We start from the raw sequence: 11,507 nt of genomic DNA, 5'->3' as shown, positions 1-11,507 counted from the left end.
CAGCCCTTGACCCAAGCCTGAACCCCGGAACATAACCCTCAGGTGGGTCAGTTCTCGACGGAAAACCCGGGTCAGTTCTGCGTGGAAATCAACACCCCGACGTCATGCATCTGGGGCATCCCCTCGTTCACGAGGAACCAGTCCCCCTGATGCCGCTGGAAGTACCCGACCCGCTGACGCTGATCCGGGGTGAGGTGCTCGTTCGGGAAGATCTTGCGGTTCACGTGCCACGGGAACAGGGACTGCCCGTCCCAGACCATGACGCGGTGGTTGTCTGCCTGATAGGCGCCGGCGTGACGGCTCGAATAGAGGTTCAGCACCGGGAGCGCCCCCTTGTAAGGGGTTCCGCAGCAGGGGCAGCGGGGCGCCGTCGTGTTGTCGAACACGTACCAGCCCATCTCGCATTTGGCCGAGCAGGGCTGGATCAGGTCCATGGTCCGGACCAGCGCGTTCTCCCACTCTGACGGGGTCGGGCGGTCCTGAGGGGAGTGCAGCCCGTCCACGAACGCCTTCCGGAACAGCTCCGCAAGCAGCGGGCCCGCGACCGTATAAGGGATCCGGGCCGGATCCCCCCACGGGACCTGGAACTTGCCCAGATGATCTGGGCGAACCCGGTTGCTCGTGTCGGTCGGGTGCTCGACGAAGAGGGCCTTGGCCCCCATCGACAGCTCCTCATCCTTCGTCGAGTCCGGGTCGTGCACTTTGCTGCCCCGCAGCGGGTGGCGGTAGAACAGATACATGTAGATCAGAACGGCGAGCGCGTGCCGGTCCGTCAGCGCGGACGGGAGCTTCCGGCCCGGGTCCGTTTTGCTCAGGTGCTGCGTCGCGATCACTTCCGGGGCGATGAAGTCCGGTGTTCCGACCACGTCCGGCGGGAACTTCCCGGGTACGACGAGCCCGTCGATGTCGATGATGCACGCCTTCCCGGTGGACGGGTCGACCAGGACGTTCTTGTAGGAGAGGTCGGAGTGGGCGAGCCCGGCCGCGTGGAGCCGACGTACCGCCCGACTGATCATCAGGCATATCTGGAGGTGGGAAAGCCAGCTCCCCTTCTCCTCCGGGGCCAGGAACTTCGCCCGGTTCGAGGCGCTCGCGAACCACTTCCCCTCCTTCTCCTTCCCCTTGATCCCGAGCATGTCGTTGTTGACGGACCCGTGAGAGAAGAAGAAGTGCGGACGGTAAACGGGGGCCACGACGCCAAGCCGACCGTCTTTCTCGACGATCCCGGTTGGCCAGCAGAACAGGTCCCGCCAGTAATCCCCCCCTTTTTGATTGTAGATCCCGTCCCGGTAAGCGCCGACGATCGACTTGAGCCGTTCCTTGCCCTGGAAGTCGAGCTGGTCCCGAAAGAAGGCGACCACGTAGGACCGGTCCGGGCTGAAGTAGACGTCCTTCATCCCGCCCTGACCGATGATCTCATCGCGGTATTCGACGGGCTGCCCGTCCGTGGTGGTGAGCTTGACGATCGTCAACCGACCCTCCTCATGGCAACATGATCGCGATGGTGCGATCGTCGTGGTTTCCGGGGGACCAGAAGTCGAGCCAGGCAAGGAGTTCCCGCTCAAGGGCGGTGTTCTCCCGGCTCAGCAGGACCGACTGGGACAGGTCCGTCTCCCAGAAGCTGCTCCACACGTCGGCGCTCGCGAATGCACTGTCGGTCGGGAACTTCGGGTCCGTGATCCCGTCCGTCATCGCCAGGACCGCCGTGAAGCTGTCCCGCACGTCGAAGAAGAGCCGCTTGGCCACCTCCTCATAACCCGCAGCGAACTCGGACTTCTGAAGGAACCGGGTCTGGCCGGCGAACTCCCCGCTGTCGGCGAGGGTGAGCGTCTTCACCGTCCGCGAGGGGAGGTCGAAGATCGCCGCCCCGCCGTCCCCGATCGAGAACCCGGCGATGAACCAGCCGTGCGGCCCCTTGCGGGCCACGCTCAGGACGAGCGTCGTGGAGAAGGCGCTGGCGCGCTCGTCCACCCGGGTCGCCTCCTCCCCGATCGCCTTCGCCGCATTGAACGCGGCGGTCGCGAGGGACAGGTAGAGTTGGGTCCTGATCCGCTCCTCAGCCCCCTCAACCCCCTTGAGGTATTCGGCGACCAGCCCGTCAAGTTGGCCGGTGAGCTGCTCCTCTAGAAGAGGCGGCAGGTCCCGGACAATCGTCCGGACCGCGATCTGGGACCCGCGACGGGAGTACTTCGCCGATCCGGCCCCGTCCGCCACCACCGCGATGTTCCAGCCGCCCGTACCGCCGGTCCAGAGGGCGAAATCGTCATCGCGGAAAAGCCCTTCACGAGCGTGCGAGCGGCCACGCTTGCTCGCCGCCACGCAGAGGAGGTCGCCCCGGCTGACGCCGCTGTCCTCATCCTCCTTCGCGAAGGGGGCGGTGGGATCATGCGGCTTCGAGATCCAGAGCGACCGCGGGTCCGGGATCACCGCGAGATTGGCGTGCACGTCACAGCGGCGGCCCGCGAGAAGGCCCTGAATCCGGACGACGAAGTCCCCGCTCGCGCCCGGCTGCCCGCTGAGAGTCCCGGCCTCCCCATCAAGCAGAAGACCGGTCCCCCCGTCATCCAGAAGCCGTGCGCCCCGAAGGCCCGGCACCTCGATCAGCCCGACATAGGGCTCGTTCATCCTCGCGTTCTTCAGATAGACGGTCTTCTTTACGGTCTCCAGCGGTGTCACGGCGGCATCCCCCTGTGTTGAGGCCCGCGCGGGCATCACGGGCACGCCGCCGGGCTGTGGAACCTCTACAAGGTTCTCTACAACGGCAGGGTTTACGGATTGTTGAGCTTGAGAGTCAGGATCCGGCACCGTCTGGGCCTCAGGGGCGGGCTCTGGCGTCAGCTGCATCGCGGCGCCGTCCGCTTCCATCCCCTCACTCGCCGCTTCCGGCTCATGCGGATCGCGCGTCTCAATCGGCTCAACCGCCGAAGACTGGTCCGACGTCAACCGGTCCGGCTCTGTGTCGACCTGAGGGGCCTCCTCCTGAGCGCCAGACGGCTCAATTAGGACTGCCCCCTCTGCGGTGGGGCTCAGCTGATCGGCCGTTCCGGGCGTGAGCGCGGCCACGTCCGGGGCTTGAGGCGCCCGGGGACCGGGATCTTCAGGCGCGTCCGCCCTCGCCCCCTCTGGTCCCTCCGGAAGGGCCGCGTCCGGAAGGGGCGTCTCCGATAGGGTCACTGCTTCGCGCGCCGGCGCTTCCCCCCGGGACGATACGTACTCCAATCCCGCAAGCAAAAGCCGCTGCTCTGGCGAGAGACCGGTCATTCCCGCTAGCCCGTCCTCGATCGGGCTCACCCTCTCAGCCCGCAGCGCCTCGAAGAGCACACGCATGGCCGCCTCAACGCTAAATCCGCTCATCCCCGCCCCCGTCCGATGTCAAACCCGGCCCCGGAGGCCGCAGAACCGTAATGGCCCGTATTACCGCACCAGGGGCAGGTCCGCTCCCCCTCCCCCTCGAGACAGTGGATCCCGCCGCAGCGGCAGACCGCCATCCCGAACCGGGCCAGACAATGCGGGCAGGCCGGCTGACCGATCAGCTGGTCCGAGCTGACCGAGTGCGCAGCCCCCCCCTCCTCGGTCAGGTCGAAATAGCTGTTCTTGACCGGGACCGCCGTGTTCAGCACGTAGCTCCTCGTCTCAAGCAGCTTCGCGAGCGCCGGATCCCGCGTCTCGAACCGGCCGAGATGGCGCTCGAACTTGACCACATAGGGGAGGCGCATTTTCGCGCAGCGTCCGAGAAAGACCGCGAACCGATCATCGACCCCGGAGAACGGGGTGAGGGCGCCCGCGCGCTCAACCGGCGCAAGAAGGCCCTCCTCCGCCTTGGCGAGGCTGACCTTCCCGTCCTGACCCGCGCTCACACTCCGGCTCTGGGACTGTATTGACATGGAGATCCATCGGATGAACCGGGCGAAGGCGTCCGGGGCGGTGTCGTCGAACACGATCACCTCCTCGGTGAGCCGTTTCAGAACCGCATGGTCCGCACCGCCGCCGATGGACACAGCGACGAGGCTGACACGGGACCCGTAGGACCGGTTCCAGCGGTCGATCGGCCGGCTTACGTCATCCGTCGGGGCCCCGTCGGTCAGGAGGAAGACGATGGGACGCCAGTCCCCCTTCCGGTCAGGGCGACTTGACACGACGGTCCGGTCGATCTCGTTCATCAGGTGATCGAGGGCCGCGCCGAGCGCGGTCCCGCCCCCGACCGGGAGCTCCGGCGGGTGGAACGCGAACAGCTCCGTGAGCGGGATGATCGTTCGCGCCTTCCCGGCAAAAACGATGACGGAGAGGTGGGCCGTCTCGAGGGCGTAGGGGTCCTTGCGGAGGGTGGAGACCACCGCCCCGATCCCCTCCTCAAGCTTGTACAGGGTCTCCCCGACCATCGATTCGGAGACGTCGACCAGAAGGAAGATCGGGAGTCGGCGCATCAGACCTCCTCAGAGCACGATCTGGATCTCGGGCGGCGGCGGCGGCAGGCTGACCGTCGAGGTGGCCCCCATCGACCGGTTCCCGCCGGAGATCGCTGCGGTGACCCACTTGAAGAGGCTGGTGAAGCCGGCGCTGTCCATCGTGTCGAGCGCGACGACGTGGTCGCAAAGCGGGGTGAGGTCCTCCTTGCGGGCCTTCGGGCCCGCGACGCAGCCGATGATGTTGGCGAAACCGAGAGCACGCACTTTCGGGCACTGCTGCTCAAACATCTGCAAGTCTGACGGCTTCCCGTCCGTCATGACGAACAGGTATGGTGCCCAGTCCCCCTTCTGCTCCGCCGTAGACCGGATAACCTCGCGCCGGACCTGAGAGCAAAGGGTCTCAAGGGCCAACCCGAGATGGGTCGGGCCGGACTGCGGGGTCGTGATATGCGGCAGCTGGAGTTCATCCAGCGCGGTGAGCGGGGTCACCACCTTCGCGTCCGCGTCGAAAGTGATAATGCTGACATGCACCGTTTCCAGCGCATGCGGGTCCTGCCGAAGCGCGCTCACCATGACCCGGATCCCGGTGTTCACGGCCTCGATCGGCTCGCCACGCATCGACCCGGAGGTGTCAAGCAGCAGATATACGGGGAGTCTTCTCACGCGACGCCTTTCGGTTCTTCCGGATCAGACCAAGGTGATCTGCGGGGGCGGCGGGGGGAGCTCACTGAGCTGGGTGGACTCCGACTTCGCCAGGTCGATCTTCTTCGAGCTGGTCGAGATGGAGGCGGAGACCCATTTGAAAAAGGCGCTGATCGTCGAGCTGTCAGCGGTGTCGAGGGACACCACCACCTCGGTGATCTGCTTGAGGATCGAAGTGTCGACATCATGGCCTGCCGCGCAGGCGATCACCATTCCAGGCTTGATCTTGCGGAACTCCGTGAGCCCCTTCTGCCAGTCGTCCGTCGGCTGCCCGTCCGTCATCAGGAAGACGAGCGGCTTCCAGTCCCCCTTGCTGTCCGTCGTCGTCTTGCGGACCTCCCGTTCGATACACTCCTTGGTCACCCGGAGCGCGTCCCCGAGCGATGTCGTTGAGCCGGCCTCCACATGGGGCGGCTGGAACGCCATCAGCTCGGTCAAGGGCACCACCTGACGCGCGGTGTCATCAAACACGATCACGGAGAGGTAGGCGGTCTCGAGCGCATACGGGTCGGTCCGCAACGTACTGACAAGCATCTGCATACCGTTGCGGACCGCCTCGATCTTCTCTCCATGCATGGAGCCCGAGACGTCGAGGACAAGGTAGACGGGAAGACGGCGCATCTTGAGTTCTCCTGAGCTCCGCACCGCGTCAGCGGTACGGCGTGTTGCAACCCCGTCCGCGATCGGCTGATCCGAAAGAGAGGCCTCAATGGCCAGACGGATAACCCACCTATCCTTCGGACAGAAATAGGAAATGTGTTATTTCACTTCTCCGTGACGCTAGTCAGGAGTCCGGATCAATGCAAGGCTCTCTAAAGGGGTTGCTCTTAAAATCAGCTTGAGACCCTATCAGCGACGAAACAAACCTTCATCCCCAGTTGTAAACCCCGTCCTGCTCGCGCAAAACGCTCCAGACGTCTGGGGAATTCTTGCGAACTCCAGCCTGACAACCTGCTCCGGATGGGGGTGATCATGCGAATCCTGTTTAATCATCATATATCGGGGGCGGCGGACGTGATTGAGCTGATGCGTCGGGCCCGGCCCGGGCTCTTCGTGATCGCGACCCATGAGCGGCGCGACACCCCGATCCGACTCGTCGCGGACCGGTTCTTGGCCGAGCCGTCAGATACGCGAAGAATGACGCCGGACGCTTACGCGGACTGGCTTCTAGGGATCGCCCTCGCCGAGAAGGCGGAACTCGTGATCCCATACCGGAGGCGCGATGAGATGGCCCGGTTCCGGGGCAAGTTCGCGGAGCGCGGGGTCCGGCTCCTCACCGCATCGGAAGAGAACACGATGCGGCTTCTGGAGGAGAAGCCCAAACTCCTTGATCGGATGGCGGAGGCCGGGGTTCCGATCACCCCGTATCGGCTGTTTCGCGGGGTTGCGGAGTATGAGCAACTGCGCGCAGCCGGCGATCTTTTTCCGGATCACCCCGGCGACCTCTGCGTGAAGCCGGCCTCCGGAATCTATGGGGCGGGATTCCGGATCCTGCGCGAGCGGATCAGCGATCATACCCCCCTCTCCGCCCTCTCCACGCTTGAGGTCCCCGAATCCGCTTTTCGCGCAATGCTGGCGGCGCTTCCAGGCGCGGAGGAGATGATGCTGATGCCGCTCATTCCGGGACAGGAGCGAAGCGTCGACTTCGCCTGTCTGGACGGGCGCCTCCTCGGGACCGCGACCCGCGTCAAGACCCTGACATCTCAGAAGATATGTCATGACCAGTGGGGGGAGGATCTTGCGAGCCTGATTGCGCGCACGTTCGGTCTGTCCGGCGTCCTCAATCTCCAGACCATGGAGGACGCGACCGGGGCCCAGCGTCTCCTTGAGGTGAACAGTCGCACGTCTGGCGGAATCGGGATGACCGGCTTAACGAACGTGAACTTGCCCGCTCTCTTTCTGAACGCGCTGGAGGGTAACATGCCGGGCGTGCCCGAGCGGGTGGAGGGCGATGTTGTGGCGGGGCGGCGGGAGGTCTTCTGGACTGCGTGAGCGTGTCCGCCATCAGCGCCAATGGGACAGTTTAGCGTGATTGCCTAGCGGAGGGCTTGCGGCTCATCTTTACCCCAGTTGGAGTTGAAGATGATGAAGAAACCCGTGACGACGAAGGCGCCTGCCGAGCATGTCGTGAAGGACATCCGGCGTGCGACGCGCAAGTTTCATTCGTCCGAGGAGAAGATCCGGATCGTGCTATCCGGCCTTCGTGGTGAGGACAGCATTGCTGAGCTGTGCCGCAAGGAAGGGATCGCCCAAAGCCTGAATTACAGCTGGTCGGAGGAATTTCTCGAAGCCGGCAAGAATCGGCTGGCCGGTGATACGGCCCGCCAGGCGAATACAGGCGAGGTGAAGGATCTGCGCGCCGAGGCTTTGACGCTGAACGAACTGGGGGCCGATTGATGCCCGAGAGAGAAACGATGCCATCCACCGCCAGATGCTCGACGCCGCCGCCCTCCTGATCGCGATGCTCTGGCTGACCGGCTGCGCGATGGGCGGTTCTGACGCCCGCGCGCCCTGTCCGCCCGTGGTCGACTACACGGCAGCCGATTAGGCGCGGGCCGCCGACGAGGTCGAGGCGCTGCCAGAAGGTGCCATCATCGTCCGGATGCTGAGTGGCTATGTCGTGCTGCGCGATCAGGCGCGGGCGTGCCGGTGAAATTCCTTGAGTCCGTCGCTTGGCGATACCCAGATGTTAACCTAATGTTAACGCCTTCTCGTCACTTCTGACGTGAGAGCAAAGAGACAGGGCAACATGGAACGTTGGGCCTTCAAGACGGGCTGCATCCTGATGGGCTGGGGGCCAGTTGAGGCCGCAATCGAACTTCGAACGAGCATCGACACGATCATGAAACTTGAAGATGGCCCGCTGGACGATGTCTTGGCAGGCGAAGTGGTAAGGCGGGCCAAGGACATTTTTCGAGATCAAAGATTGGCGATTTTTCCGTGTGAAACAAGGCCCGAGGAGCCTGTCAATAGCCGAGATTCAAGGTGATACGGCTTACAAGTCAGTGAAGAGGCAAACCACCCTCGTACTTGGTCTGAATAGATGGGGTGGTTGCCGTCCGCTCCCGTATCCGCAGGCTGCATCTGTGCGATGCTTGTCCTGCAGCACATTCAGTGGAGGACGGTCTATGAAGGATATGATCATTGGCGTGGACTTGGCTAAGCGCATTTTTCAGGTGCATGGCGCGACCCCTTCGGGTGACTTTGTCTACCGGAAAAAGCTCAGCCGAGAGCAGTTTCGCGCATTCTTGACGAGTTTACCTGCCAGTCTCGTGGTCTTTGAGGCCTGCGGGAGCGCCAGATATTGGGCTCGGGAAGCTCAGTCTTTTGGTCATGAGGCCAGGCTCATTGCGCCGCAGTATGTTCGTCCCTTCGTCCCTTCCTCAAAAGGCAGAAGAACGATGCCGCTGATGCTGAGGCGATCGTCATTGCCGCACGCCAGCCGGAGATGCGCTTTGTCTCGCCTAAGTCCGAGCAGCAGCAGGCCCGCGCGGCCGTCTTTAGAGGGCGAGAGAGGCTGGTTCGGCAGCGCACGGAATTGATGAACGCCCTACGGGCCAACTTCTACGAATATGGCGTCGTGTTTCCTATCGGCATGAACCAAACGACGCGTATGACTGCATGGCTGGCTGAACATGCAGCGAGTTTGCCCAAGCTGCTGGTGGATGAATGCATCGACATTCTGAGCTGGTATCGAAAACAGCTACCTGCATTAGCTCGGGAGCCGCGGGCATACCGGGAGTCCAAGTGATCGGAACATCGCCGCTGCCCGCATCAATTACGATCTCCGCTGACTGGAGAGCAGTTCCGCTGCCATATACATCCGCCAGAACCTTGAGTGTCTGTGCGTTCTCAATCCGGGTGCGGCAGGCAGTGCGCAGAATTCGGACAAAGCCGCTCTTGCCGCTGCCATTGCGGCCATAGACGATCGTAAGCGCCTTTGGGCAAAAAGTAAGACCGCATGTCTTTTTTCACCGGCCCGCCGCTGACGGATCATAGCGTATCTTGATCGTTGGACGGTTGGTGCCGTCCTTTTGCGATGGAGAAAGGCATGCCCGAAGCACAAGCATCGATTTACGTTGGTATAGACGTGTCAAAGGACAGGCTCGCGGTGGCGATCGCCACTGGTGAGCGGCGTGACGAGGTCCTAAGTCTGGGCACGTTCGAGAACACCCCGGGGAGCGTCGACAAGCTTTTGAAGAAGCTTTCGGGGCGGGGAAATGTGTCTGTCTGCTATGAGGCCGGGCCGACAGGATATGGTCTCTACAGGCAGGTGCGGGCCTTTGGCTATGACTGCTGCGTGGTCGCGCCCTCGCTGATCCCGGTGCGCGCTGGCGAGCGGGTCAAGACGGACCGGCTGGATGCCATGCGTCTGGCGCGCCTGCTGCGGGCAGGCGAGCTAACACCGGTCTGGGTTCCTGATGAGACGTATGAAGCGATGCGCGATCTGGTCCGCGCCCGGGAAAGTGCGGCAGAGGATCAGCGCCACAAGCGACAGCTCGTCTCTGCCTTCGTGCTGCGCCACGGGCGAACCTATCAGCGGACCAAGCCGTGGACGATGCGGTATCGTCGATGGCTGCAAAGTCTGGCCTTCGACCATCCCGCCCATCAGATCGCTCTTCAAGAGATGCTGCAGGCCGAACGAAACGCAACAGAGCGCCTGGAACGGCTGACCGGGCACATCGAGGCCCTGGTGCCGGAATGGGATCTGGCACCGGCGGTGAATGCGCTCCAGGCACTGAGGGGTGTCGCCCTTATAAGCGCCGTCACCTTCATGGCCGAGATCGGTGATGTGCGGCGGTTCGAGACACCCGTCAAGCTGATGGCCTACCTGGGGTTGGTGCCGAGCGAGTATTCGACGGGTCAGACGACGAGGCGTGGCAGCATCACCCGGGCAGGCAATGCCCGGGTGCGCCACAAGCTGATCGAGGGCGCCTGGACCTACCGCCTGCAGGCACGACCAGGCGAACGAAAGCTCTACATCCTCAAGGAGCAGCCGGCGGAGATTCAGGACATTGCCTGGAAAGCCCAGTCGCGCCTTACTGCTCGATATCGAAAGCTGGTTCAGCGCGGAAAGAAATCGACTGTCGTGACAACGGCCATTGCGCGGGAAATGGCGGCGTTCATGTGGGACATTGCCCGCCGCACCATGCCCGCGCACTGAACTTAGCACCACATGCGCCCAACGGCGGGCGCGAGGTCAACGGCAGGGGAATATCCGACAATCGCTTTGTGGCCAGCTTCGTGCTGACGCCCGTTGTAAGACAGGAATAGCCCCGAGACGCACAATCGGTCATGCGGTATCCAGCCCGCGCATCAGAGCTTGTTCACCGACGTCTTCAGACCTCGTGCCCACCCTTGGGCGCCCAGTTCGCAGAAAACGCCTTGGCGTCCCTGATTGCATGAGAAAATACTTGAAAAAAGACATCAGAGCGATGCCTTGTCAATAAGCAGGTTGACCCCTGTAATGTTGCCCACACGCTTGAAAATGATGGGTGTATGCGCACCACCGCCGAAATGTGCCTTGGCGAAGGGCACTACGACAGGCGGCGGCGAAGCCAGCGTGAAACCAGCGGCAGCCTTGACCATTGCAAGTAGCTCGTCGAAATCAGCCTGCGCCAAGTCAGCTGTCGTGGCAAGGCGGCGGAGACAGTCCTGGCGCCAAGGCGCCTGGCTGTCAGACCAGTTGATGATGTCGTCAATCGGTTCATCTGCCAAAATCGCTTTCTCCATATGCAGTTGGACATTTGTCTCTGATCTTACACCTAGTGATTGTGTTGCCGCTACTGACTGAGGGCGAAATCACCACTACAATCCCCAGTCTAGCTCTTCAGATCGTTCAGGCAGTTCTGCCGGCCTCTGCTCCGCCCTCCTCGCCTCTCTCAAGGTCAGTCCGAAAGCCACATGCGACTTAGCCGCGGAAATAACCGCCCGCGCAATCCACTTCCGCTGGTCCGCATCCGCAAAGTCACCGGCCATCGCTTCTGTCCGCCCGCTGGCGAGCTCCGCCACAACCCCTTTTCCATACCGCCGGCGCAACTCATCGGCGAACCGCTCAGCATGCGCATCACCCCGGAACTCAACCTTGCCATCCGACTGCATGATACGACCCATCGACCCAAGGGCGCGCAGCAACCGGTCGTTCTCATAGACTGCCTCACGCGTTCGAGCGTGATCGATCAGCTTGGCTGCCGCTTCATAGAAGCCTTCAAGATCATCGACGACCTTCCGGCTTTGGACCGGGTTGCGAAGATCGGCACGCCGTCGCCCAGACAGGGCCAACAAGTCACTGCGCACCCAATCGCTGTTGAGTTCCGCCCAGAAGTGACCCATTTGGGCGCGTAATTTCCATTGAGAACTGACCCATGTGACCTTTTCCCCAAGGCGGCGCGCTGCGGG

At 62.9% G+C, this 11,507-nt stretch carries 10 protein-coding genes and 2 pseudogenes; 5 read left to right on the top strand and 7 right to left on the bottom strand.

Translation table 11 applies throughout. The features are described from left to right. Positions 1-71: 71 nt before the first annotated feature. The 5 genes from GBJ34_RS20295 to GBJ34_RS20275 are packed head-to-tail and all read right to left on the bottom strand — an operon-like array spanning position 72 to position 5,729. Positions 72-1,472, bottom strand: a complete 1,401-nt coding sequence (locus tag GBJ34_RS20295) for a helix-hairpin-helix domain-containing protein (protein ID WP_151720982.1) — start codon at positions 1,470-1,472, stop codon at positions 72-74. Positions 1,473-1,482: 10 nt separating this feature from the next. Further along, on the bottom strand, positions 1,483-3,327 hold the full coding sequence (locus tag GBJ34_RS20290) for a PP2C family serine/threonine-protein phosphatase (RefSeq protein ID WP_151720981.1): 1,845 nt from the start codon (positions 3,325-3,327) through the stop codon (positions 1,483-1,485). A gap of 23 nt (positions 3,328-3,350) precedes the next feature. Further along, positions 3,351-4,424 (bottom strand): TerY-C metal binding domain-containing protein, encoded by a 1,074-nt coding sequence (locus GBJ34_RS20285; RefSeq protein WP_151720980.1) that lies wholly within the window; start codon positions 4,422-4,424, stop codon positions 3,351-3,353. Positions 4,425-4,433: 9 nt separating this feature from the next. Beyond that, entirely contained in the window at positions 4,434-5,069 is a 636-nt protein-coding gene (locus GBJ34_RS20280) for a vWA domain-containing protein (RefSeq protein ID WP_151720979.1), read from the bottom strand. A gap of 24 nt (positions 5,070-5,093) precedes the next feature. Continuing rightward, positions 5,094-5,729 (bottom strand): vWA domain-containing protein, encoded by a 636-nt coding sequence (locus GBJ34_RS20275; protein WP_151720978.1) that lies wholly within the window; start codon positions 5,727-5,729, stop codon positions 5,094-5,096. Positions 5,730-6,080: 351 nt separating this feature from the next. Between GBJ34_RS20275 and GBJ34_RS20270 the strand changes: the two genes are divergently transcribed. From GBJ34_RS20270 to GBJ34_RS20240, 5 genes and pseudogenes are all read left to right on the top strand, one after another. After that, positions 6,081-7,100 carry an ATP-grasp domain-containing protein gene (locus tag GBJ34_RS20270; protein ID WP_151720977.1) on the top strand — a complete coding sequence of 340 codons (1,020 nt, stop codon included), beginning with the start codon at positions 6,081-6,083 and terminating at the stop codon, positions 7,098-7,100. Between the two features lie 90 nt (positions 7,101-7,190). Further along, positions 7,191-7,502 (top strand): annotated as a pseudogene (locus GBJ34_RS20265) (transposase); the annotation flags it as partial. 355 nt (positions 7,503-7,857) lie between these two features. Continuing rightward, complete coding sequence (locus GBJ34_RS20255; protein ID WP_151720976.1) at positions 7,858-8,097, top strand: hypothetical protein; 240 nt, start codon at positions 7,858-7,860, stop codon at positions 8,095-8,097. A gap of 405 nt (positions 8,098-8,502) precedes the next feature. Then, a pseudogene (locus GBJ34_RS21000) lies at positions 8,503-8,859 on the top strand (IS110 family transposase); the annotation flags it as partial. A 300-nt stretch (positions 8,860-9,159) separates the two neighbouring features. Then, positions 9,160-10,272, top strand: coding sequence for an IS110 family RNA-guided transposase (locus GBJ34_RS20240; protein WP_151720975.1), 1,113 nt, complete (start codon positions 9,160-9,162; stop codon positions 10,270-10,272). Positions 10,273-10,535: 263 nt separating this feature from the next. Here the strand turns inward: GBJ34_RS20240 and GBJ34_RS20235 are convergent, their stop codons facing one another. Both GBJ34_RS20235 and GBJ34_RS20995 read right to left on the bottom strand, forming a co-directional pair. Further along, positions 10,536-10,841 carry a hypothetical protein gene (locus tag GBJ34_RS20235; RefSeq protein ID WP_151720974.1) on the bottom strand — a complete coding sequence of 102 codons (306 nt, stop codon included), beginning with the start codon at positions 10,839-10,841 and terminating at the stop codon, positions 10,536-10,538. A gap of 75 nt (positions 10,842-10,916) precedes the next feature. Next, positions 10,917-11,507: hypothetical protein (locus tag GBJ34_RS20995; protein WP_226341314.1), on the bottom strand; the 591-nt coding region annotated here is incomplete at its 5' end.

This window comes from Gemmobacter serpentinus (genome assembly GCF_008973825.1).
Lineage (GTDB): Bacteria > Pseudomonadota > Alphaproteobacteria > Rhodobacterales > Rhodobacteraceae > Gemmobacter > Gemmobacter serpentinus.
Note: the sequence above shows the minus strand (reverse complement) of the source record. Positions and strands in the feature narration are given on the sequence as shown.

Excerpts from the sequence above, each read along its gene's own strand:
- GBJ34_RS20290 (WP_151720981.1), bottom strand. The coding sequence starts at position 3,327 with ATGCGTGTGCTCTTCGAGGCGCTGCGGGCTGAGAGGGTGAGCCCGATC.
- GBJ34_RS20285 (WP_151720980.1), bottom strand. The coding sequence starts at position 4,424 with ATGCGCCGACTCCCGATCTTCCTTCTGGTCGACGTCTCCGAATCGATG.
- GBJ34_RS20275 (WP_151720978.1), bottom strand. The coding sequence starts at position 5,729 with ATGCGCCGTCTTCCCGTCTACCTTGTCCTCGACGTCTCGGGCTCCATG.
- GBJ34_RS20270 (WP_151720977.1), top strand. The coding sequence starts at position 6,081 with ATGCGAATCCTGTTTAATCATCATATATCGGGGGCGGCGGACGTGATT.
- GBJ34_RS20255 (WP_151720976.1), top strand. The coding sequence starts at position 7,858 with ATGGAACGTTGGGCCTTCAAGACGGGCTGCATCCTGATGGGCTGGGGG.
- GBJ34_RS20240 (WP_151720975.1), top strand. The coding sequence starts at position 9,160 with ATGCCCGAAGCACAAGCATCGATTTACGTTGGTATAGACGTGTCAAAG.
- GBJ34_RS20235 (WP_151720974.1), bottom strand. The coding sequence starts at position 10,841 with ATGGAGAAAGCGATTTTGGCAGATGAACCGATTGACGACATCATCAAC.